The 20,404-nt window shown below is 69.9% G+C and carries 24 protein-coding genes, 1 pseudogene and 1 riboswitch; of the genes and pseudogenes, 15 read left to right on the top strand and 10 right to left on the bottom strand.

From position 1 onward, the window contains the following. The first annotated feature begins 53 nt into the window (after positions 1-53). Both ACI2L1_RS04860 and ACI2L1_RS04855 read left to right on the top strand, forming a co-directional pair. The gene (locus ACI2L1_RS04860; RefSeq protein ID WP_404738117.1) at positions 54-1,016 is read left to right on the top strand and encodes a sigma-70 family RNA polymerase sigma factor; all 963 of its coding nucleotides are present in this window, start codon (positions 54-56) and stop codon (positions 1,014-1,016) included. Between the two features lie 56 nt (positions 1,017-1,072). Next, on the top strand, positions 1,073-1,636 hold the full coding sequence (locus ACI2L1_RS04855; protein ID WP_404737881.1) for a dihydrofolate reductase family protein: 564 nt from the start codon (positions 1,073-1,075) through the stop codon (positions 1,634-1,636). A 4-nt stretch (positions 1,637-1,640) separates the two neighbouring features. On the opposite strand, the gene ACI2L1_RS04850 is transcribed toward ACI2L1_RS04855, so the two are convergent. Further along, entirely contained in the window at positions 1,641-2,315 is a 675-nt protein-coding gene (locus tag ACI2L1_RS04850) for a hypothetical protein (protein WP_404737880.1), read from the bottom strand. A 342-nt stretch (positions 2,316-2,657) separates the two neighbouring features. Between ACI2L1_RS04850 and thrS the strand changes: the two genes are divergently transcribed. The 3 genes from thrS (at position 2,658) to ACI2L1_RS04835 (ending at position 7,021) form a co-directional block, all read left to right on the top strand. After that, positions 2,658-3,872: a threonine--tRNA ligase gene (gene thrS, locus ACI2L1_RS04845; protein ID WP_404737879.1), complete on the top strand. Its 1,215-nt coding sequence runs from the start codon at positions 2,658-2,660 to the stop codon at positions 3,870-3,872. 51 nt (positions 3,873-3,923) lie between these two features. After that, positions 3,924-4,886, top strand: coding sequence for a nucleoside hydrolase (locus ACI2L1_RS04840; RefSeq protein WP_404737878.1), 963 nt, complete (start codon positions 3,924-3,926; stop codon positions 4,884-4,886). Between the two features lie 635 nt (positions 4,887-5,521). Then, complete coding sequence (locus tag ACI2L1_RS04835; RefSeq protein WP_404738116.1) at positions 5,522-7,021, top strand: ATP-binding protein; 1,500 nt, start codon at positions 5,522-5,524, stop codon at positions 7,019-7,021. 158 nt (positions 7,022-7,179) lie between these two features. On the opposite strand, the gene ACI2L1_RS04830 is transcribed toward ACI2L1_RS04835, so the two are convergent. Continuing rightward, positions 7,180-8,289 (bottom strand): HoxN/HupN/NixA family nickel/cobalt transporter, encoded by a 1,110-nt coding sequence (locus ACI2L1_RS04830; protein ID WP_404737877.1) that lies wholly within the window; start codon positions 8,287-8,289, stop codon positions 7,180-7,182. Positions 8,290-8,318: 29 nt separating this feature from the next. Further along, positions 8,319-8,527: riboswitch (cobalamin riboswitch) on the bottom strand. Positions 8,528-8,607: 80 nt separating this feature from the next. On the opposite strand from ACI2L1_RS04830, the gene ACI2L1_RS04825 reads away from it, so the two are divergent. Continuing rightward, the gene (locus ACI2L1_RS04825; RefSeq protein ID WP_404737876.1) at positions 8,608-8,955 is read left to right on the top strand and encodes an ArsR/SmtB family transcription factor; all 348 of its coding nucleotides are present in this window, start codon (positions 8,608-8,610) and stop codon (positions 8,953-8,955) included. A gap of 51 nt (positions 8,956-9,006) precedes the next feature. Beyond that, a pseudogene (locus ACI2L1_RS04820) lies at positions 9,007-9,519 on the top strand (hypothetical protein). Positions 9,520-9,530: 11 nt separating this feature from the next. Here ACI2L1_RS04820 and ACI2L1_RS04815 read toward each other — a convergent pair. Then, on the bottom strand, positions 9,531-9,722 hold the full coding sequence (locus ACI2L1_RS04815) for a DUF397 domain-containing protein (RefSeq protein ID WP_404737875.1): 192 nt from the start codon (positions 9,720-9,722) through the stop codon (positions 9,531-9,533). A 5-nt stretch (positions 9,723-9,727) separates the two neighbouring features. After that, entirely contained in the window at positions 9,728-10,609 is an 882-nt protein-coding gene (locus ACI2L1_RS04810; protein ID WP_404737874.1) for a helix-turn-helix domain-containing protein, read from the bottom strand. A 182-nt stretch (positions 10,610-10,791) separates the two neighbouring features. Between ACI2L1_RS04810 and ACI2L1_RS04805 the strand changes: the two genes are divergently transcribed. Beyond that, complete coding sequence (locus tag ACI2L1_RS04805; RefSeq protein ID WP_404737873.1) at positions 10,792-11,229, top strand: ATP-binding protein; 438 nt, start codon at positions 10,792-10,794, stop codon at positions 11,227-11,229. Positions 11,230-11,254: 25 nt separating this feature from the next. On the opposite strand, the gene ACI2L1_RS04800 is transcribed toward ACI2L1_RS04805, so the two are convergent. The 4 genes from ACI2L1_RS04800 to arsM form a co-directional block, all read right to left on the bottom strand. Continuing rightward, positions 11,255-11,896 (bottom strand): DUF6000 family protein, encoded by a 642-nt coding sequence (locus ACI2L1_RS04800; RefSeq protein ID WP_404737872.1) that lies wholly within the window; start codon positions 11,894-11,896, stop codon positions 11,255-11,257. Positions 11,897-12,001: 105 nt separating this feature from the next. Next, the gene (locus ACI2L1_RS04795) at positions 12,002-12,217 is read right to left on the bottom strand and encodes a hypothetical protein (protein WP_404737871.1); all 216 of its coding nucleotides are present in this window, start codon (positions 12,215-12,217) and stop codon (positions 12,002-12,004) included. Between the two features lie 50 nt (positions 12,218-12,267). Continuing rightward, on the bottom strand, positions 12,268-12,501 hold the full coding sequence (locus ACI2L1_RS04790; protein ID WP_404737870.1) for a hypothetical protein: 234 nt from the start codon (positions 12,499-12,501) through the stop codon (positions 12,268-12,270). Between the two features lie 135 nt (positions 12,502-12,636). Further along, positions 12,637-13,518, bottom strand: coding sequence for an arsenite methyltransferase (gene arsM, locus ACI2L1_RS04785; RefSeq protein ID WP_404737869.1), 882 nt, complete (start codon positions 13,516-13,518; stop codon positions 12,637-12,639). 81 nt (positions 13,519-13,599) lie between these two features. On the opposite strand from arsM, the gene ACI2L1_RS04780 reads away from it, so the two are divergent. From ACI2L1_RS04780 to ACI2L1_RS04755, 6 genes are all read left to right on the top strand, one after another. Beyond that, the gene (locus tag ACI2L1_RS04780; RefSeq protein WP_404737868.1) at positions 13,600-14,010 is read left to right on the top strand and encodes an ArsR/SmtB family transcription factor; all 411 of its coding nucleotides are present in this window, start codon (positions 13,600-13,602) and stop codon (positions 14,008-14,010) included. Further along, positions 14,007-14,744 carry an aquaporin gene (locus tag ACI2L1_RS04775; RefSeq protein WP_404737867.1) on the top strand — a complete coding sequence of 246 codons (738 nt, stop codon included), beginning with the start codon at positions 14,007-14,009 and terminating at the stop codon, positions 14,742-14,744. Before ACI2L1_RS04780 ends, ACI2L1_RS04775 begins: the two co-directional genes overlap by 4 nt. Before the next feature lie 32 nt (positions 14,745-14,776). After that, positions 14,777-15,190: an arsenate reductase ArsC gene (locus ACI2L1_RS04770; RefSeq protein WP_404737866.1), complete on the top strand. Its 414-nt coding sequence runs from the start codon at positions 14,777-14,779 to the stop codon at positions 15,188-15,190. 146 nt (positions 15,191-15,336) lie between these two features. Beyond that, the gene (locus ACI2L1_RS04765; RefSeq protein WP_404737865.1) at positions 15,337-15,501 is read left to right on the top strand and encodes a hypothetical protein; all 165 of its coding nucleotides are present in this window, start codon (positions 15,337-15,339) and stop codon (positions 15,499-15,501) included. A gap of 91 nt (positions 15,502-15,592) precedes the next feature. Then, positions 15,593-16,168, top strand: coding sequence for a dihydrofolate reductase family protein (locus ACI2L1_RS04760; RefSeq protein ID WP_404737864.1), 576 nt, complete (start codon positions 15,593-15,595; stop codon positions 16,166-16,168). A gap of 39 nt (positions 16,169-16,207) precedes the next feature. Next, positions 16,208-16,579 carry an iron chaperone gene (locus ACI2L1_RS04755; RefSeq protein WP_404737863.1) on the top strand — a complete coding sequence of 124 codons (372 nt, stop codon included), beginning with the start codon at positions 16,208-16,210 and terminating at the stop codon, positions 16,577-16,579. Between the two features lie 79 nt (positions 16,580-16,658). Here the strand turns inward: ACI2L1_RS04755 and ACI2L1_RS04750 are convergent, their stop codons facing one another. Then, positions 16,659-17,597 carry an LAETG motif-containing sortase-dependent surface protein gene (locus ACI2L1_RS04750; RefSeq protein ID WP_404737862.1) on the bottom strand — a complete coding sequence of 313 codons (939 nt, stop codon included), beginning with the start codon at positions 17,595-17,597 and terminating at the stop codon, positions 16,659-16,661. A gap of 282 nt (positions 17,598-17,879) precedes the next feature. Between ACI2L1_RS04750 and ACI2L1_RS04745 the strand changes: the two genes are divergently transcribed. Further along, complete coding sequence (locus tag ACI2L1_RS04745) at positions 17,880-19,508, top strand: alpha-amylase family glycosyl hydrolase (protein WP_404737861.1); 1,629 nt, start codon at positions 17,880-17,882, stop codon at positions 19,506-19,508. Positions 19,509-19,510: 2 nt separating this feature from the next. Here the strand turns inward: ACI2L1_RS04745 and ACI2L1_RS04740 are convergent, their stop codons facing one another. Then, positions 19,511-20,278 carry a DUF4142 domain-containing protein gene (locus tag ACI2L1_RS04740; RefSeq protein WP_404738115.1) on the bottom strand — a complete coding sequence of 256 codons (768 nt, stop codon included), beginning with the start codon at positions 20,276-20,278 and terminating at the stop codon, positions 19,511-19,513. Positions 20,279-20,404 lie beyond the last annotated feature (126 nt).

Below are 20,404 nucleotides of genomic sequence, written 5' to 3'. Positions count from 1 at the left end.
CGGGCCGTACGGGTTACCGGCCGGCGCCCCGGGCCTGGATCGCCGACCGCCGGGTGCGCCATGCTGGGGCCGTGGATTTCGAGCCGTACCGGGGTGAGTTGGTGGCGTACTGCTACCGGATGCTGGGCTCGTTCCACGAGGCCGAGGACCTGGTGCAGGAGACGATGCTGCGCGCCTGGAAGGCCCGGGACCGGTACGACCCCACCCGTGCCTCCGCGCGGACCTGGCTGTACCGGATCGCGACCCATGTGTGTCTGACCGCGCTGGAAGGACGGGCGCGGCGCCCGCTGCCGTCCGGGCTGGGTGCCCCGAGTGACGACCCCGGAGCCCCCCTCACCCCGGCCCTCGACATTCCCTGGTTGCAGCCGTTTCCCGACGCGCGGTTCGACGTCGAGGTACGGGCCGACATGCGGCTCGCGCTGGTGGCGGCGATGCAGGTCCTGCCCCCGAGGCAGCGGGCCGTGCTGGTGCTGCGCGAGGTGCTGGAGTTCACCGCCGCGGAGGTCGCCGAGCAGCTCGGAACCAGCGTGGCGGCCGTCAACAGCGCCCTGCAACGGGCCCGTGCCGCTCTCGCGGGGGCGGACGGCGTGCGGAACCGGGACGTCGTGGAGCCGGACGATCCCGCGACCCGTGCGGTGATCCAGCGGTATGTGCGGGCGTTCGAGGCGGCCGACGTTCCCGCCCTGGTCCGGCTGCTCACGGACGAGGCGGTGCTGGAGATGCCGCCGGTGCCGCTGTGGTACCGGGGCAGCGGCGACTACGGCCGGTTCATGGACCGTGTGTTCCGGATGCGCGGCACGGGCTGGGCCGTGACCCCTCTCACCGCCAACGGCCAGCCCGCGCTCGCCGCCTACGCCCCCGAGTCCGACGGCGCCCATCGCCTGCACACCCTGCAGGTGTTCACGGTCACCGGCGGTCGCGTCGCGCACAACGTCGTGTTCGCCGACCCGCGGGTGTTCGAGGCGTTCGACCTGCCGCGGCGGATTTCTTCCGAGGAGTTTCGCCGGGAGCGATGAGTGGGGCCGGTGCCGCCGGTAGGTACAGGCGAGCATCGACCGAAAGGACTCCCCTCATGAGCGTCATCGTCATCGAGTTCATCACCCTGGACGGGATTGTGTCCGACCCGGACGGCTCCGGTGGAACACCGGGCGGCGGCTGGGCGTTCCGGCACGGCCCCGAGACGGTCGCCGGGGACAAGTTCCGGCTCGGCGGCACGCTGGACGACGGGGTCCTGCTGCTGGGCCGTACGACCTGGCAGGCGTTCTCGCACATCTGGCCCGGACGCGACGACCCGTTCTCCACGAGGATGAACACAGCGCCGAAACTGGTCGCGTCCCGCACGCTCACCGACACCTCGGCCTGGGCGAACTCCCGGGTCGCCGACGGCCCCCTCGCCGACGTCGTCAAGCGCGAGGAGCGCGATGTGATCGTCATCGGCAGCCTGAGCGTCGTACGCGCACTCATGACCGAGGACCTCGTCGACGAATACCGCCTGCTGACCTTCCCGACGATCCTCGGCACCGGCGACCGCCTCTTCCCCGCCAACGCCCCGTACACCGCCCTGGACTGCCTCTCGGCGGAACAGTCCGGCGCGGCCGTACTGACGCGGTACGGAAGGGCGACGAGCGGGAGCTGAACGCCTACGCCCCGGTGTGCCGCGTCAGGCAGGTGAAGGTCACGGTGCCGGCCCATTCGGAGGTGCCCGCGAAGCTCAACACGGCTGCCCTCGCGGGCTGTTGGCATGACGGCGGTTCCGAGGAGAACGACCCCGCGTACTCGTCGTACGGCAGCAGGTCCGCGCACTGGTAGGCCGGTGCGTTGGCCAGGAGGATCGCGTCCTTCACACCGGAGCTGTCCGACCCCGTGTAGACGAGGCAGTACGCCACGCCCGGATCGCCTCCGGTCGCCGGAGCCTGGATGACGCGGACCTGTTCGAGCCGCGGCTGCGCGGCCATCGTCACGGCCTCGTCCGGTGTGGGGCCGGCGGGCTGGGTGGACTCCGGTGGGGCGACCGGCGGCGAAGGACTCGCGGGGGTGGTGCCGACAGCGACGGGCTCGGCGGGCGGACGGGCATCCGTACGGTCCTGGCCGCTTTCGGTGAACTGCAAGGACCCCGCCACCGCGAGGCCACTGACCGCCGCCACCAGGACACTGGCTCCGGCCAGGGCGAGCCGGGACTGGAGCCGCATCGGTTCCGGCACCGGTGCCGGAACCGGCGGGTGGATGATCGGGATGTTGTCGAGGGTGTCGCCGTTGTGGAAGCGGATGAGGTCCTCTTCGTCGGGACGCGGCGGCCGAAGCGGTCCGTCGGACATGGTTTCCCCCAGTGACGTGCAGACGAGAGGGGAAGTGTGGCGTGCCCGGGCCGTGGCCGCGGACGAACCGGCGAACTGCCACCGGATAGGTGGAGCCGGTGCCAGGCGCGGCGGCGGAGACGTCCCACCCGCCGGCCGCGGTCGAAAACCCTTCGCCCCACTACCGTCCCGCCCCCTACCCTCACTCCATGCAGCGCGCCCAAGCACTCCCGTCCCTCACGACGACGCCGGACCGAGTCCCGGCGCGCTGACACCTGATCCTGTCCGAAGCCCCGGGGCGAGTGCCCCGGGGCTTCGTCGTTCCCGCCGGTTCCTCGCCCCCCACCGCGAGGGAGACCCCCGATGCACGACCACCGCCGACTCGGCCGTGAACTGGACCTGTTCGACACCGACCCCCTCATGGGCGCGGGGCTGCCGTACTGGCTTCCCGACGGGGCCGTCGTACGGCACATCCTTGAGGAGTACGTCAGGGAGGCCGAGCGGGCCGCCGGGTACCGGCATGTGTACTCGCCCGTGCTCGGGAAGCGGGAGCTGTACGAGATCTCCGGGCACTGGGACCACTACAGCGAGGACATGTTCCCGCCGATGCGGCTCGGTGGCGAGGAGGTCGTCCTGCGGCCCAGTCTCTGCCCGCACCACGCCCTCATCTACCGGTCCCGGGCCCACAGTTACCGCGAACTCCCGCTCCGCATCGCCGAGTTGGGCGGCATGTACCGCTCCGAGCTCTCCGGCGTCCTCGGCGGCCTCACCCGCGTCCGCTCCATCCAGCTCAACGACGCCCACATCTTCTGCACCCTGGAGCAGGCCGTGGACGAGGCCCGCGCCGCCCTCGCCCTCATCCGCCGTGCCTACGACGACCTCGGCATCCGGGCGAGCCGGTACCGTCTCTCCCTCCCGGGCGACGGCGGCAAGTACGTCGCCGACCCGGAGCTGTGGCGCCGCGCCACCGCCCTCCTCGAAGACGTCCTGGACGGTGTCGCGTACGAGTCCGTCGAGGGCGAGGCCGCCTTCTACGGCCCCAAGATCGACGTACAGATCACCGACCCCGCGGGCCGCGAGTCCACCCTCTCCACCGTCCAGATCGACTTCCACCAGCCCGAACGCTTCGACCTCCACTACACCGGCCCGGACGGCGCCAAACACCGCCCGGTGATGGTCCACCGCAGCGTCATCGGGAGTGTGGAACGGCTGGTCGCCCATCTCATCGAGGCGCACGGCGGCGCCTTCCCGGTGTGGCTCGCCCCCGTGCAGCTCGTGGTCCTGCCGGTTGCCGAGGCGCAGGAGGAACGGGCCAAAGAGGTCGTACGGCGGGCTCTCGCGCTCGGCATCCGGGCCGAACTCGCCGCTCCCGGCGACGGCACCCTCGGCGCCCGTGTCCGCGCCGCGCGCCTCGTGCCGTACCAGGCGGTGATCGGGGAGCGGGAGGCCGACGCGGACTGTGCGGCCGTACGGCTGCGGGACGGCCGTAGGCCAGGAGCCGTACCGGTCGGCGAGCTGCTGGAGCGGATCGCCGCCCGGGCCGGTGACCGCGGGGCCGAACTCTGGGCGGCTGCGTAAGGTCGGTCCCGTACGCCAGCGACGTACGCCAGTGACGAAAGGACCCCCGCCGTGACCGGTCAGCCCATCCCGGTGATCATCGACTGCGACACCGGTGTCGACGACGCCCTGGCCCTGCTGTTCGCCGTACGGCATCCCGGCATCGACCTGCGCGCGGTCACCTGTGTCGCCGGGAACACCGACGTCGACGGAGTGGTCCGCAACACGCTGACCGTCCTTGAGCAGGCCGGGGCCGGGGACATCCCGGTCGCCCGGGGTGCCGAGCGGCCGTTGATCGAGCCCGTGCGCACCGCGCGACACGTGCACGGCCTCGACGGCATGGGCGACCTGGGGCTGCCCGCGCCGACGCGGGTGGCCTTGGACGTCGACGCGGTGACGCTGCTGCGGCGGGAGATCCTCGCCTCCCCGCGCCCGGTGACCCTCATCCCCACCGCCCCGCTGACGAACATCGCCCTGCTGCTCCGCACCCACCCCGAAGTGGTGCGGAACATCGAGCGGATCGTGTTCATGGGCGGCGCGGTGGCGACCGGGAACGCCACGCCGGTCGCGGAGTTCAACGTCTGGCACGACCCCGAGGCGGCCGCCGTCCTGCTCACCGCCGGGGTACCGATCACGATGTACGGCCTGGACGTCTTCAAGCGGGTCATCGTCCCGGCCGCGGACGTCCAGCGGCTGCGGGCGAGTTCGGAACCCTCCCTCCGCATGGCCGGCGAACTCCTCGCCCACCGCGATCCGGCCACCTCCGGCGACCCCACCCCCACGGGCGGCCTCGGCGACGCGGGCGCGGTGTGCGCGGTCGTCGACCCCGGCGGCCTGACCACCGAACTCCTCCCGGTGGAGGTCGCGTTGGCCCCCGGCCCGACCCGCGGCCAGACCGTCGTCGACCGCCGCCGACGCCCCGGCGAGTCCGAGATCCACGAGGGCGAGCGCGAAGTCACGCTCGTGGACGTGGGGTTGGGCGTGGACGTGGAGCGGTACGTGAAGCTGTGGCTGACGGCGGTGGAGGGGGTCTAGAGCCTTCCTGCTAACTGCCCTTGCGTTTCGGGGCAGGAGGACGCCAGGAGTTCACATCCTCGGCCGAGAGGTTCCGGCGGAGGAGGTGTTCCTCATAGACGTGCCTCAGGAAACCCTCGCCCGACGGGGAGCCGGGGGTGAGTCCGTCGCCGCGTGCTGTGACCCATGGGAGGAGGTCCGCCAACGCCCGCAGCAGAGGCAGAGCGGACGGGAAGCAGTCGCAGGTCGATGGGCTCCCGGACGTTCTCCGCGCGCGGATGGAACGCCATGAGGGCCGGGGAGGCGGACCAGTCGCGTACCTCGGAGCCGGTCAGCACGGGGACGGTGGCGGACTCCTCGGCTCCGCTGCGCCGGAAGGCCCGGGCAGTGGCGCAGAAAAGGTCGTCAGATCCTGTGTTGGCGGCATATCCGATACGGACGACTCGTTCGCGGCCTGATGGATGGCGGCGGCGGGGGACTTAGAAAGGTGTGGGTGGCGATCATCCTGCTCGGCGCGCTGTTCGCCGGCGGTGCCGCTGCCCTTCTGTTCTGGGTCGTAGGGCACGGGAGTCAGGTATGGGTGACTCTTCCAGCAAGTTAGGGTTACGCTCCTTAGGGGTGTGGTGCTAACAAAGGGGTCGCTGGTGCAGCGTCGTATGGGGCCGGGTAAGCCCTCGCGTGTTTTCGACCGGGGTGCCGAGTGGGACGGGCTCACCGCCTTCATGAGCCGCCCCCTGCCGCATGCCATGCTCGGGATCGTCAGCGGCAGGCGGCGCATGGGCAAGACGTATCTCCTGCGGGCGCTCGTCGAGCAGTGCGGCGGCTTCTACTTCGGGGCCACGGCCGGGACGGAGGCGGAGTCCCTCCGACAGTTCAGTTCGGCTCTCGCTGAACACGTGGGCTCCCCTGTGCCTTTCACCTTCTCCACTTGGCACGACGCGATCTCTTATCTCTTCGGCCTCGCCGCGCCCGGCCGGGGGGAAGAGCCGTTCCTGGCGGTCATCGACGAGTTTCCGTACCTGGTGAAGGTCTCCCCTGAGCTCCCCTCGCTCATCCAGCGTGAGATCGACCGCTGCCAGGTTGATGAAAGCCGTATGCGGATGCTTCTGTGCGGCTCGGCGATGTCCGTCATGGGTGGGTTGCTGGCCAGTACCGCACCCCTGCGCGGACGGGCTCAGCTGGAACTCGTCGTCAGGCCCTTCGGATACCGGGCAGCCGCGGACTTCTGGGGAGTCGCCACTGAACCGGCGCTCGCGGCCAGACTGCATGCCGTGGTCGGGGGCACGCCGGCGTACCGGCGTCAGTTCCTGGCAGAGGACGTTCCGGCAGATCTCGGTGACTTCGGCGACTGGCTCTGCCGTACGGTCCTCTCGCCGTTCAGCCCGCTCTTCCGCGAGGCGCGCTACCTGCTCGCCGAGGAGGCGGACATCCGCGACACCGCGCTCTACCACTCGGTTCTCGCAGCGGTGGCGCAGGGCAATACGACGCGCGGGGGCATCGCCGGTTACATCGGCCGCAAGTCCGTCGACATCTCCCACCCGCTCAACGTCCTTGAGGACAGTCACCTCCTCGCGCGCGAGGCGGACATCTTCCGGGCCGGCAAGTCGCAGTACCGCATCACCGAACCACTGATCAACTTCTACGAAGCCGTCATGCGTCCCGCCTGGACGCGGTTGGAGAGCGGCCAGGCCGCAGAGGTGTGGGCCCAGTCGGCCGAGCGGTTCGCGGCTCAGGTGGCGGGGCCGCATTTTGAGGCCGTGTGCCGGGAGTACGTGCTCGGGCCGGGGCGATCTCTGCTCGGCACGTCCCTGGGGGAGGTCGGAAGCGGAGTGGTTACCGACCCGAGGACGCGTCGGCAGATCGAGATCGACGTGGCTGTGGTCGAACCGGGATCTGGCGGGGCCAAGCCATCGGTCGCTCTGCTCGGGGAGGCGAAGTGGGGGACCATCATGGGGTTGAACCACCTCGAACGGCTTGCCCGGGCCCGGGACGTCCTTGCCGAGCGGGGGATGGACACCACGCGGTGCGGGCTGGCGTGCTTCAGCGCTGCGGGTTTCAGTGACGCCCTGCGGGCTGAAGCAGAACAAGGCGGAATCCTGCTGATCGGCCTCGACGAACTGTACGGTCGGGTGATGCCGGCAGCCGTTCTGCCCTAGCTAGCGCTCTTTCGCCGCTCCGGCCGAAAGCTCAAGTACAGCCTGTACGAGGACTTCCGGACGGCACACCGAGAGCGTGCTCCGCCACGCTCGAACCGGCTTCGCGCGGCTCAGGCGGGACGTCGCTCCTTGACGGGCAAACGTTGCCTGCCGTGGCACTAGCGGGTATCGGCAGGCCGTACCGCCCACCGCTGCTCCACCTTCGCGAGCCGCCAGTAGGCGATCGCCGCCGCCCACACCACCACGAACAGGCCGACGATGACGTAACCGACGTTGTCGAGGTCGATGTCGGCGATCCAGGTGGTGAGGGCGTCGGTGAGGTCGAGCTTGTCGTGCAGGACGCCGACCAGCTCGATCGTCCCGATGAAGAAGGCGACCGCGATGGACAGCCCGGTGATGGCGAGGTTGTAGAACACCTTGCGCACCGGGTTGGAGAAGGCCCACTGGTAGGCGAAGTTCATGAACGTGCCGTCGAGCGTGTCGAACAGGCTCATCCCGGCGGCGAAGAGCAGCGGCAGGCACAGGATCGCGTACCAGGGCAGCCCGGCCGCCGCGCCCGACCCGGCCATCACCATCAGGGTGACCTCGGTGGCGGTGTCGAAGCCGAGCCCGAAGAGAAAGCCCAGCGGAAACATCTGACCGGGCCGGGTGATGGACTTGGTGAGCCGCCCGAGGATCCGGTTCATGAACCCGCGCGAGTCGAGATGCTGCTCCAGCTCCTTCTCGTCGTACGTCCCCGCCCGCATCGCCCGGAAGACCTTCAGGATGCCGAGCAGCGCGACCAGGTTGAGGGCGGCGATCAGATAGAGAAACGACCCGGAGACCGTCGTACCGAGAAATCCGAGTACCTGATGGGTACTTGAGTCCTCGTTCATGACCTTGCCGGCCAGCTGGGTGCCACCGGCGATCAGCGCCGCGAGCACGACCACGACACTGGAGTGCCCGAGCGCGAACCAGAACCCTCCGGACACCGGCCGCTTCCCGTCCGCCATCAGCTTGCGGGTGGTGTTGTCGATCGCGGCGATGTGGTCGGCGTCGAAGGCGTGCCGCATACCGAGGGTGTAGGCGGTGATGCCGAGTCCGATACCGAAGGCCTTGTCCCCGACTTCGTAGTGCTCCGGAACGACGAGCAGGAAGAGGATGCCGAAGGCGAGGACGTGCAGGGCGGCTATGGCGGCCATCAGACCGGCTGTCTTGACGGTGTCCTCGCGCCGCCAGCGGAAGGATGCGGCGGTCTCGGCTGCCTTGGGCAGGCCAGGATCAGTCATACGGTGGTCACTCCAGCACCTCGTTGGATGAACTCGTGAGCTGCCGTGGCCGGTCTCCTGGCTTACGGGTCGTGCGTTCTCCCTGCCCGCCTTCCCGGCCGGATACTGACGGCCAGTGGCTGTCCCGCGAGGGACGTGGGCGGAGAACTCCCCGATCACAGTGGCGAGGGCCGCGCCGGCCTGAACCCCCTGAGGGGTCGTCACCGGCTTCCCGAGCACCACGGCCCGACCACCGTAGGCGGGCGGATCGTCTCCTGCATAGCTGCATACCTGCGCAGGTATGGAAGATCACATACAGGGCCTGGGAGGATGAGGGCCATGCATCTCGTCCCGTCCGACCGAGCGGACCGCCGCACCATCGACGGACACCGGGTGTGCGACGCCATCGCGGCGATCGGCGACCCCGGCCATGTCCGCGCCTGGTCGGACCGCTTCGCCCTCCTGGCCGACCCCAACCGCCTCTCCCTGCTCCTCGCCCTGCACCGAACCGGCCCCCTGGCGGTCTCCGACCTCGCGATCGCGACGGGGATGAACGACCCCGCCGTATCGCAGGCGCTGCGGCTGCTGCGGGCGGCGGGGGTGGTGGCGGGGGAGAAGGAGGGGCGGGTGGTGCGGTATTCGGTGGTGGACGAGGCGGTGCGGGGGTTGCTGAAGCAGGTGTCCTGACCTGGTCAGAGGTGGGTGTCGTGCACGGGGCCGCCGGGATACCGGTCGCCCATGGATCAGGTCGAAGTCGTCGTCGCCCATTCCGAGCGCGCGACTCTGCGCGTCGGTGACGTGTTCTTGAAGGTGGACGCCGACCAGGCGCGCATGGACGTCGAGGTCGAGGCGATGTCCCTCGCGCCGGTCCCGACGCCGGAGGCCCTGTGGTGCAAGCCGGGGGTGGTGCTCGGCCGGCTCGGCGAGCAGTCGACCGCGTCACCGGCGGCGGGTGCCGCCATCCGGAAGCTGCACGAAGCGCCGCCGCCGCCCCTGCCGGGCCGGCCGGAGCATCGTCGCGCCGACGGCGGAACTCGACGCCGAGTGCGAGTCACTCGTGACGAACGGCGTCCTGCCCGCCGAAGAGCACCTCGACGCGTCATCACCGGCTACGGGACCGACGTCGACCTCGATGTGATCCGTGCGTGGTGGTCGTTGCGAAGCCTGCTGATAGTCCGCTGACTGACCGAGCACGGCTTCGACCCCTTCGCACCGGGGTGTGAGGTCGACGTGCTGAGATCCCGGATGTGAGGTGTTGCTGATCAGGGTCGTCCGCTGTGCAGGGAGTGCAGGAAGGGGGTCCAGGCGCCGGGGGCGGCGAGGAGTATCGGGCCGTCGGAGTACTTGGAGTCCCTGACGGCCACGGTGGTGGGTATGTTGCGGGCGACTTCGACGCACTCGCCGTGCGCGTCACCGCTGCTGTACGTGGACTTCCTGAAGTCGTAGTCGGACACGGTGCCTACATCTCCTTGCGGATGCTGTCGATGAGTCTTACAGAGTTGCTCTGGGCGAGTCCGAGCCGCGTGATGCGGTCGAAGGTCGCGTTGTGGTGCGCGGCGTCAGTCTCGCTCTCCAACCAGACCTTCGTCGACGAAGTATCCACCTGTACGACGTCCAAGGCGCCGGGCTCGGTGAAGGAGACGACCGTGAAGGCACAGGTCATCCCGGGGTGGGCGCCGGCGATGAACGGGACGACCTGCACCCGCACGTTGGGTAGGCGCGCCGCCTCCAGCAGGTGCTCCAGCTGAGCCCTCATGACATCCCGGCCACCGACCAGTTGGCGTACGGCCCCTTCGTGCAGCAACGCCCAGAGCTGTAGCGGGCGTTCGCCACCCAGCCGTGCCTGCCGGGCCATCCTCGCCTCGACGAAGGTCTCGATCTCGTCGAGGTCGTCCCACGACCCGTTCCCGACAGCCAGGGCGCGTGCGTAGTCGGCGGTCTGCAAGAGGCCGGGCACAAAGGCGAGTTGCCAGGTGCGGAGTTGCGTGGCGATGTCCTCCAGGGCCACGTACTCGATCTGCGCCGTCAGTTGCGGGTACTGGTTCCACCAGCCCTTGGCCCGGCGTCGTTCCCGGTCCGCCTTGGCGAGGGCGAGCAGCCTGCCAATCACCGTTTCGTCGGTCTCACCGTAGAGATGGGACAGGGCCCTGACGTCGGGATCACGCAATGGCACCTGCCCGCGCTCGATCTTCGCCACCTTGGTGACGGAGGCCGTCAGCGCCTCGGCGGCATGCGTCTGCCGGAGATCGCAGGCTTCTCGCATCCTCAGCAGCTCACCACCGAGCCGTCGCCCCAGAACGGTCGTGACCGTCTTTCCGCGGTTGGGGTCCCTGCCTGCCATGAGTTCCCTCTCATCATCACCGCCAGGGCAGCAATATTTCTGTCCTGTTCGATTGCTGGCCAACTCCCCTAGAGGCTACCGTCAGTACTCGGTCGCCCACACAAAGAAACCAGTTGGCGGAAGGGCACCGCGCTGCCCCGCGCGGCGGAGCCACCCCGACATCACAACTCCCGGAGGAAACCGTGACCGACTCCTGCCCTCCCCCACCGCCCAAGTCCTACGACCGCCACGACGAGGTCAGTTACACCCCCTACCCGCGCAGCATCCCCTTCGCCCGCAGACACGTCGCCGGACTCGCGGTCGACTGGGGCCAACCCGGCCTGGCCGGTGACGCGGCGCTGGTGGCAAGCGAGTTGTGCACGAATGCGCTGCTGCACGGCTGCTTGCGGGACCGTCTGTTCCGTGTCGAGACGACCCTCACCGACACCGCACTGCGGATCGCGGTGACCGACCCGAGGGGCGAACGCCTCCCCGGTGCCCGTCTGTCCGACCCTGACGACCAGTTCGGCCGAGGCCTGCTCATCGTCCGGGTGCTGGCGGGGCGTTGGGCCGTGGAGAGGCTGACCGTGGGCAAAACCGTGTGGGCGGAACTAGATCTCCAGAAGGAGCACGATGCATAGCAGCACGGACGCTCGGTAGTGGTGGCTACCTTCGGTGAGGCGGCACACCGCGCCCTCCTGCCGGACAGTGCTTGGCGCTTTCGTCGGCGAAAGCGCAGAGCTGGCCGATGAACTCCCGGTAGCTGTCGGGGGTATCGCGGTCCTTGGCGGGTGGCCCGTCGATCCACTGGTGCCAGAGTCCGCCGGGTGCAAGGAAGCGGGCCGCGCGCTCAGCACCGAGCTTGGCGTCGAGCAACAGGAGGGCGCCGAGGGCGGCTGTCTGGTCGTAGTAGAGGTCAGGGCGACGTAGATAACGGTCGAGGTAGGCAACCAGGAGGTCGGCGTCGGCAGAGGTGCCGAAGGTGGCCAAAGCGACGCAGTACGCCTGCCCCGCGTAGGGCCCTGTACTGGCGAGCAGGAGTTCGCCGAGACGTTCCCGGAACTCGGTTCTGCCGGCAACTGCGATGAGCCAGGTTGCCGTCTTGCGCTCGCGCCATCCTCCGTCGAGCAGCATGCCCAGTTCATGGGGGCTGATCTCACCGGCAGCCTTGCCCAGCTTCTTCATGAACGTGGTTCGGTCGCGCCCGCTCCTCCTGAGAAGGCCGCCGCCAAGTTTGAGGTACCGCCGGTCGGGCGTGACGTAGCGGCGGATCAACTTGAGCGACTCTTCTTCGCCGGTGCTGCGCATGGCCTCATCCTCGTATGGACGTGGCTGTCAGACCAGGAATCTGGCTGGAGATCGTGTAGCTGTATCGCGTGGGCATGTCCCTTGGCTGCGAAGCGCGTTGATGTCTCAGGTGCCTGCGTCGCTCGCGCCCGGAACCCACCCCCCAGGCCCCACCCCCCGCCAGTCGATCCACGCCGCCTCCGCCACCTCCGCCGCGTCGATCTCCAGGCCGGCCCGGCGGAGGAACTCGGCGATGTCGGCGAGGTTGTGGGCCAAGCCCAGGGGCTCGCCGTTCACGCGTACGCGGCGGGCGCCTGTGGGGGACGGTGGGTGGACGGTCACGTGGAGAGGGAGAGACCCGTCTTCTGGGGGGTCCGGGGAATCGGGGCCCGTCATCGGGGCGGTCGCTCACTCGTGGTCCCGGCCGACCGGCTCAGGACGCGCAGTTCCTGCCAGGCCGCGGGGCCGGGGCGCCGTTGCTGCCAGTGGGGATGGAAGAACAGGTGGACCGACAGCCGGTACAGGCGTCGGCGCAGGTCGGTGTGGCCGGGGCGCTCGGCGAGCTGTCGGTAGGTGGTGTGCCATTCCTGCTGCGCGTGGGCGAGGTCGTCGGGGAACGATCGCATGCCCGGATTCAATCATGTGTTCGATTTATTGGGCCAGGGGGGCGCGGTGGCCGGTGGTTGTGTGTGCCTGAGTGCAGTTGGGCACCCGGCGACGTCGACCGCCAACGCGCCTTCCACCGTGCCGGGTGTGAGAGGTCAGTTCCGGCAGGCGCATCCGGCGGCGCTCTTGGCCTCGCTGACAGTGACGGCCGTGTCGTTCGTCTTCTCGCCCGGGGTGCAGCAGGCGGTGACGCCGCAGCAGGAGTCGTCCGACGCGGGCGTCGCTGCGGTGGTGGGCTTGCCCGCTCGGACGATGGCGGAGTGCATGCCGTCGGCGACCGGATGGGTCGGGGTGATCTCGATGTCCGTGAAGCCGGCCGCTTCCAGGCCCGCGCGGTATTCGGCGAAGGACAGGGCTCCGGCGATGCAGCCGACGTGGTCGCCGCGCTCGGCCCGGTTTTCGGGGGTGAGGGTGTCGTCGGCGACGACGTCGGAGACGCCCATGCGGCCGCCGGGCCGCAGGACGCGGAAGGTCTCGGCGAAGACGGCGGGCTTGTCGACGGACAGGTTGATCACGCAGTTGGAGATGACGACGTCGATCGTGTTCGCGGGCAGCGGGATCGCCTCGATCGTGCCCTTGAGGAACTCCACGTTCGTGGCACCTGCCCGCGCCGCGTTGGTCAGGGCCAGCGCGAGCATCTCCTCGGTCATGTCCAGTCCGTACGCCTTGCCGGTCGGGCCGACGCGGCGGGCGGACAGCAGGACGTCGATGCCGCCGCCCGAGCCGAGGTCCAGGACGCGCTCGCCCTCGCGGAGTTCGGCGACGGCGGTGGGGTTGCCGCAGCCGAGCGAGGCGGCGACGGCCTGTGCCGGCAGCGCATCGCGCTCGTCGGCGGCGTAAAGGGTCGAGCCGAAGTTCTCGTCGATCTCGACCGGCTCGGGTCCGCAGCAGGCGGCGGTGCCCTCGGTGATCTTCACGGCCGCCGCCGCGTACCGCTGGCGGACGGTTTCCTGCAGATCGATGGACTGCTTGTGCATGACTCACTCCCCGGAACGGCCTGTATTGAAGTTTGTTGATGCAAGCTTGCGCCTTGGATCGAAAAACGTCAACATAGAGGAATGTCGAAACAAGAGCTTGAGGTGCTCGGCCAGGACGCCGCCTGCTGCCCCGGCCTGTCCGCCGCACCACTGGACGAGGACCAGGCCGCCGACCTGGCGAAGATCTTCAAGGCCCTGGGCGACCCCGTCCGGCTGCGCCTGATGTCGATGATCGCCTCGCGCGGCGAGGGCGGCGAGGGCTCTGAGCGCGGCGAGGGGGCTGAGCGCGGCGAGGTCTGCGTGTGCGAGCTGACCCCGGCCTTCGACCTCTCCCAGCCGACGATCTCCCACCACCTCAAGCTCCTGCGACAGGCCGGACTCATCGACTGCGAACGGCGCGGCACCTGGGTCTACTACTGGGTGCTGCCCGGCACCCTGGACCGGCTCGCCGCGTTCCTGGCCACCTCGCAGACCGCCGGAGCCGGCGTATGAACGCCCCACTCGGCCGCCGCGCCGCCGCGGAGGCGATCGGCTCCGGGCTGCTGGTGGCGGTGGTGGTCGGCTCGGGCATCCAGGCCACCGCGCTGTCGCACGACGTCGGCGTGCAGCTGCTCGCCAACTCCCTCGCCACCGTGTTCGGCCTTGGTGTGCTGATCACCGTGTTCGGGCCGGTCTCCGGCGCGCACTTCAACCCGGCCGTCACTCTCGTCGCCTGGTTCACCGAACGCCACGCCCCGGAGGGGTTCGCACTGCGGGACGTCGCCGCGTATGTGCCTGCCCAGATCGCGGGGGCGATCGGCGGCACGATCCTGGCCGACGCGATGTTCGGCGAGCCGCTGGTGAAGTTCTCCACCCACGACCGGTCCGCCGGACATCTGTGGCTGGGCGAGGCCGTCGCCACGGCCGGGCTGATCCTGCTGATCCTCGGCCTGGACCGGGTCGGCCGCGCCGCGCTCGCCCCTGTCGCGGTGGCCTCCTACATCGGGGCCGCCTACTGGTTCACCTCATCCACGTCGTTCGCGAATCCCGCGGTGACCATCGGCCGGGCCTTCACCGACACCTTCGCCGGGATCGCTCCCGCCTCCGTCGCCCCGTTCATCGCCGCCCAGCTGCTCGGTGCCGTGCTCGGGCTCGGCATCGTGGCCGCCGTCCACGGCCCGCGAGTCACTCCGGCCCGCCCCGGGATCTCCATCCCGGGCAGCGAACCCGAACCCGTCTCCCCCTGACCCCTGACCATGCCGCGAGAAAGCCACCCATCATGAGCACGTCCCCCTCGCGCCCGTCGGTGCTGTTCGTCTGCGTCCACAACGCAGGCCGCTCCCAGATGGCCGCCGCCTTCCTCACCCATCTCGCGGGCGACCGCATCGAGGTCCGCTCCGCCGGCTCGGCCCCCGCCGACACCGTCAACCCGGCCGTGGTCAAAGCGATGAGCGAGGCCGGAATCGACATCTCCGCCGAGACACCGAAGATCCTCACCGTGGAGGCCGTCCAGGCGTCCGACGTCGTGATCACCATGGGGTGCGGCGACACCTGCCCCGTCTTCCCCGGCAAGCGGTACCTCGACTGGCAGCTCGACGACCCGGCCGGGCAGGGCGTGGAGGCCGTCCGACCCATCCGCGACACGATCGAGACGCGCGTCCGCGAACTGATCTCAGAAGTGGCACCCGACTGATCAGAAGTGGCACCCGACTGACGACCGGCCCGCGCCGGCACGACAACGCGGGCTCGGGATCAGTGCGGGGCCCCGCGCCGGACGTCGTTCAGCCCCCGAAGCGCGGCCACCGCCGCAAGTCAGCCGCGCCGCGACGCCGGCATCGAGTGCCTCGACGGCCGCAACACGCGATCCTGGAGCACAACATCTCCGTCGACGTCGCGACCAGCTACAAGAGGTCCTCACGGGACGGCATCCGCCGGCTCGCCGCGCGACTGAGCGACCCGCTCCCCCTCAGGGGGCTCATCGCGGAGACCGCCGACTCGGCCTGACGGACATGGCGCCGCCGCCGGCCGAGTCACAGTGGCGATGACTTTCGGGTGCGTACCGGGTCTATGGGACAACCGACTCAAGGAGAGCGACATGACCGCCACCTACACCTTCGACGTCTTCTGCAGCCTCGACGGCTACGGCGCCGCCGGTGGCGACTGGACCGGCTACTGGGGCAAGCAGGGGCCCGAGCTGCTCGACCGTCGTCTCGACCTGTACGGCGCGGAGCAGCGGATGGTCTTCGGGGCCGCCACGTTCCGGGCCTTCGCGCAGATGCTGGCCGAGAGCAGTGAAGGGGATGACGTGCGGGACCCCTGGGTCACCCGGATGCGGAATCTGCCGACGACCGTGGTGTCCACGACCCTGGAGGACTCCCTCGGCTGGCCGGACGCGACCGTCGTGAGCGGGGACGCCCTCGACGTGGTCGCCCGGCTCAGGGAGGAGTCCGAGGTGCCGTTGCGCTCGCACGGCAGCCTTGCGATGAACCGGGCGCTGATGGCGGCCGGGCTGGTCGACCGACTCCAGGTGACGCTGTTCCCCGTCATCACCGGCCGGACCGGGCTCGCCCCGATCTTCCAGGGCGCTCCCGACTTCGACCTGGAGCTGCTGGAGAGCCGGACGCTCGACGGAAACATCCAGGAGCTCGTCTACCGGCCCACCCTGCACTGACCCGCTCGGACGTGAGGGAGCCGGTGCCACACTGGCTTCATGGGAAAGCCGCAGACGGTCGACGCGTACATCGAGGGCTTCGAGGGTGCGGGCCGCGAGCTGCTTGAGCGGGTGCGGGCGCTGGCCCTTGAGGCGGTTCCCACGGCCGGCGAGGCGATCAAGTGGGGGCATCCCGCGTGGGTCCACCCGTCCGGGACGATCCTGTTCATGGTCAGCGGGCACGCGAGGCACGCGAACGTCGTGTTCACCCCCAGCACCCGCGAGGCCTTCGCCACCGACCTCACCGGCTTCGCCACGGGCAAGGGCTCAGTCAGGCTCCCGTACGGCGGGCCCGTGCCGGGCGACCTGCTGCGCCGGATGATCGCGTTCCGTGTGCGCGAACACGAGGACGACGGCGTGCTGTGGATGTGACGGGCTCAGGGCACACGGAGCGGCCGCACCGAAAGGGCCGCCCGCACCGCGAACGGTGGGACGGCCCTGTCGGAGAGGGTCAGGCGCGCGAAGCCTTACGACGACGCGTCGCCAGGACGATGCCCGCGCCGCCCGCCAGGAGCACCGCCGCACCGCCCGCGATCAGCGGGGTGTTGCTGCTGGCGCCGGTCTCCGCGAGGTCGTCGCCGCCACCGTTCGGGGTGGGGGCGGCGGGGGACGTCGTGGATTCCGAGGCCGACGGGGTCGGGGACTCGGTCGAGGGGGTCTCCGAGGCCGGAGGCGTGCTCTCGGAGGCCGGAGGCGTCGACTCGGAGGCCGGCGGGGTGGACTCCGAAGCCGGCGGGGTCGACTCGGCCGGCGGAGTCGCCGGAGGCGTGGTCTGCGTGGTCGTGCAGTCCTTCGTGCCGCCGTTCCAGGCCGCGATCAGCTTGTCCTTGATGACCGGGTGGTCCGGGCCCTTGGGGAGGTCGCCGTGCGTGAAACCGTCGTTGGCGTCGAGCTTGCCGTCGAACTTCGTGTTGCCGCGGTAGAGGTCGACCTGGCCGTAGCAGCCCGCGTCGGGGATCGCGACGTCGAGGGTGTCGACGGAGCCGGCCTTGACGGACACGGTGTCGAAGTCGTGGAAGACCTGCTCGCCGGAGGTGGCGAACGTCGGGCCGTGCGCGAGGTAGGAGGCGAGAGAGGCGGTGCAGGTGGACGCGTCGCCCGCGGCGCGGACCTTGACGTGTACCTTGCCGTCGTCGGCCGGCTTCAGGTTCTGGTCGTCGACCTTGACCGAGGCGAAGAAGTTCTTGCCGTCGAGGGAGAACTCGCAGCGGTCGGTCTCGGTCTTCGAGCCGGCGCCCGTACCGGGCTTGTAGCTTCCGCCGTCCTCCCAGCCCTTGCCGCCGGGGCAGTCGGAGGCCGAGGCGACGGAGGCGAGTGCAGCGGAGAAGGCGAGCGTCGCGGCGCCCGTCCCCAGCAGGCGCCGCATGGTGACACGTCTCGCTATGGACATACGTATCCCGTCAGGATGAAGTGAGTGGTCATGGAAAGCATCAGGAACACTGGGCCCATTGGTCACATGCGCCACAGTGTTTGCACATCGTGGATCTCCTTGCGGAACGGTGTCAACCTGCGGTGATACAAGGCCCGTTCAAAGGTCATCACAATTTCGACACACCAGGAACGATCTGCTCCGCATAACCCGCAGGTTCACTTTTCCGATGACGTGGACAGATATCCCCTTTGTCGCCTGCATGGACCGCGCACATTGCACACGTATTGCGGAGGAGCCCACGTGAACGACCCCAACTGGTGGCGTCAGGCCGTCGTCTACCAGGTCTATCCCCGCAGCTTCGCCGACGCCGACGGAGACGGCCTCGGAGACATCAGGGGTGTCACCCGGCGCCTCAACCATGTGGCCGCCCTCGGCGCCGACGCCCTGTGGCTGAGCCCCTTCTATCCCTCCGAACTCGCCGACGGCGGCTATGACGTCGCCGACCACCGGGACGTCGACCCGCGCCTCGGCACCCTCGACGACTTCGACGCCATGGTCGCCGAGGCGCACCGGCTCGGCCTGAAGGTGATCGTCGACCTCGTCCCCAACCACACCTCCCACCAGCACGTCTGGTTCCAGGAGGCCCTCGCCGCCGGTCCCGGGTCCCGGGCCCGCGAGCGCTATGTCTTCCGCGACGGCCGCGGCCCGCACGGCGAACTGCCGCCCACCGACTGGCAGTCCGTGTTCGGCGGCAGCGCCTGGCGGCGGGTGCCGGACGGGCAGTGGTATCTGCACCTGTTCGCCCCCGAGCAGCCCGACCTCGACTGGTCGGACGACGAGGTCCGCGAGGACTTCCGCACCACCCTGCGCTTCTGGTCCGACCGCGGGGTCGACGGTTTCCGGGTGGATGTGGCGCATGCGCTGGTCAAGGACCTGACCGAGCCGCTGCGCGATCTCGGCGGCCTTCCCGGCGTCGCCGAGGAGGCCCTGCAGCTCCTGCCGCCGGGCAGCCACCCCTACTGGGACCGCGACGAGGTCCACGAGATCTACCGCGACTGGCGCACCATCCTCGACTCCTACAGCCCGCCCCGTACGGCCGTCGCCGAGGCCTGGGTGCCGGGTCCGCGGCGCGCGCTGTACGCCCGCGCCGACGAACTCGGCCAGGCCTTCAACTTCGAGTACCTCCAGACCACTTGGGACGCCGCCGAGCTGCGCCAGGTCATCACCGACTCCCTCGTCACCGCGCACGCGGCCCGTGCCTCGGCGACCTGGGTGCTCTCCAACCACGACGTCGTACGGCACGCCTCACGCCTCGTGCTCCCGCCGGGCACCGACGAGAACGCCTGGCTGCTGTCCGGCGGCCACGCGCCCGCGATCGACCTCTCCGAGGGCCTGCGGCGCGCTCGCGCGGCCACGCTGCTCATGCTCGCGCTGCCGGGATCGTCGTACGTCTACCAAGGCGAGGAACTCGGTCTGCCCGAGGTCGCCGACCTGCCCGTGGAGGTGCTCCAGGACCCGATCTGGGAGCAGACGGGACGGGTCCGCAAGGGGCGCGACGGGTGCCGGGTGCCGCTGCCCTGGACGACGACGGGGCCGTCGTACGGCTTCGGCGCGGGCGGTGCCTGGCTGCCGCAGCCGGAGTGGTTCGCGCGGTACGCCGTCGCGGCCCAGGACGGTGCCGAGGGCTCCACGCTGGAGCTCTACCGCGCCGCACTGCGGCTGCGCCGCAAGCTCCTCCAGGGGGAGGACCTCACCTGGGCGGACGCGGGGCGGGCCGACGTGCTGGACTTCACCCGGCACGAGGGCTGGCGGTGCGTCACCAATCTGTCGGACACGGCAGTCCCGTTCCCGGAGGGGGAAGTGCTGCTCACCAGCAGCCCGTTGGAGAACGGGCTGCTGGGTCCGGACACGACGGTCTGGCTCGGCTAGGGCTACCCGACGGCGGGAGTCGGGGTGGGGGTGGCGCCCGCCGCCGGGGTGGTGCCGTTCGCGTTCTCGCCCGGGACCGCGAGCGGGGTGGACGTCGGGTTCGCCGGCGGGGAGAGCACGACCATCGGCGCGCCGGGCTGCGGGGCCGGCGGGGTGAGGTCGGTGTCGGGCAGCTTGGGCGGGGTGGTCTGCATGAACAGGGCCTGGTCGAAGTTGACGAAGCCGGTCTTCTCCATGACGGTGATGTGGTCCAGCACCGTGTCGTTGGCCATGTCGGCCAGCGACCGCACCAGTGAGTTCTTGGTGGTGGAGCGGATCTTCGCGATCGTGTTGAAGATCGAACCGTGCGTCACCCGCAGGATGTTGGCGAAGTTCGTGTCGAACTGCTGGCCGTTGCTCGACTCGATCGTGTTCACGAAGCCGACCTGTTGCGGGCTCGCCACGTTCGGGATGGTGATGTTGAGCATCGGGGCGATCTTGCGGCAGGCGGCGTCCAGGGCCGCGTGTCCGTCGATGAGGTGCCTTCCGGCCTCCTTCACCGCCGGGGTCGTCCCCTTCTGGAGAGCGACCTGGCCCAGCGGGTACTCCCACAGACCGGCCGCCCGCACCTTGACGACGAAGTCGCGGTCGCCCTCCGTCAGCGGCCCCCACTGCGTCTGGGCGATCACTCTGTCCTGTGCGCTGGATACGGTGCTCACTCCGAGCATCGACGGATAGGCGAGTGCGCCCAGGGTCAATGTGAGGGCTCCGCCAACGAACAGCGTTCCCATCGCGTTGCGCGAGAGTGGCACCGTGCCTCCTGCCCGGTCGGGGTCCCCGCCGGGAGGCGGGTCGGACGCACAGGAGTACGGACGCGGGGGTGCGGGTGTTCAACGGGGGTTCGCTGGTTCGCCCGC

Origin of the sequence: Streptomyces sp. NPDC019531, assembly GCF_044903305.1 — a bacterium.
Classification (GTDB): domain Bacteria; phylum Actinomycetota; class Actinomycetes; order Streptomycetales; family Streptomycetaceae; genus Streptomyces.
Note: the sequence above shows the minus strand (reverse complement) of the source record. Positions and strands in the feature narration are given on the sequence as shown.

Bases quoted from the DNA above. Each gene is read 5' to 3' on its own strand.
- ACI2L1_RS04825 (WP_404737876.1), top strand. From the start codon at position 8,608: ATGCATCTCGTCCCGTCCGACCGAGCGGACCGCCGCACCATCGACGGA.
- ACI2L1_RS04790 (WP_404737870.1), bottom strand. From the start codon at position 12,501: ATGCGATCGTTCCCCGACGACCTCGCCCACGCGCAGCAGGAATGGCAC.
- ACI2L1_RS04780 (WP_404737868.1), top strand. From the start codon at position 13,600: ATGTCGAAACAAGAGCTTGAGGTGCTCGGCCAGGACGCCGCCTGCTGC.
- ACI2L1_RS04850 (WP_404737880.1), bottom strand. From the start codon at position 2,315: ATGTCCGACGGACCGCTTCGGCCGCCGCGTCCCGACGAAGAGGACCTC.
- ACI2L1_RS04830 (WP_404737877.1), bottom strand. From the start codon at position 8,289: ATGACTGATCCTGGCCTGCCCAAGGCAGCCGAGACCGCCGCATCCTTC.
- ACI2L1_RS04855 (WP_404737881.1), top strand. From the start codon at position 1,073: ATGAGCGTCATCGTCATCGAGTTCATCACCCTGGACGGGATTGTGTCC.
- ACI2L1_RS04750 (WP_404737862.1), bottom strand. From the start codon at position 17,597: ATGTCCATAGCGAGACGTGTCACCATGCGGCGCCTGCTGGGGACGGGC.
- ACI2L1_RS04740 (WP_404738115.1), bottom strand. From the start codon at position 20,278: ATGGGAACGCTGTTCGTTGGCGGAGCCCTCACATTGACCCTGGGCGCA.
- thrS (WP_404737879.1), top strand. From the start codon at position 2,658: ATGCACGACCACCGCCGACTCGGCCGTGAACTGGACCTGTTCGACACC.
- ACI2L1_RS04755 (WP_404737863.1), top strand. From the start codon at position 16,208: ATGGGAAAGCCGCAGACGGTCGACGCGTACATCGAGGGCTTCGAGGGT.
- ACI2L1_RS04775 (WP_404737867.1), top strand. From the start codon at position 14,007: ATGAACGCCCCACTCGGCCGCCGCGCCGCCGCGGAGGCGATCGGCTCC.
- ACI2L1_RS04835 (WP_404738116.1), top strand. From the start codon at position 5,522: ATGGGGCCGGGTAAGCCCTCGCGTGTTTTCGACCGGGGTGCCGAGTGG.
- ACI2L1_RS04800 (WP_404737872.1), bottom strand. From the start codon at position 11,896: ATGCGCAGCACCGGCGAAGAAGAGTCGCTCAAGTTGATCCGCCGCTAC.
- ACI2L1_RS04810 (WP_404737874.1), bottom strand. From the start codon at position 10,609: ATGGCAGGCAGGGACCCCAACCGCGGAAAGACGGTCACGACCGTTCTG.
- ACI2L1_RS04760 (WP_404737864.1), top strand. From the start codon at position 15,593: ATGACCGCCACCTACACCTTCGACGTCTTCTGCAGCCTCGACGGCTAC.
- ACI2L1_RS04770 (WP_404737866.1), top strand. From the start codon at position 14,777: ATGAGCACGTCCCCCTCGCGCCCGTCGGTGCTGTTCGTCTGCGTCCAC.
- arsM (WP_404737869.1), bottom strand. From the start codon at position 13,518: ATGCACAAGCAGTCCATCGATCTGCAGGAAACCGTCCGCCAGCGGTAC.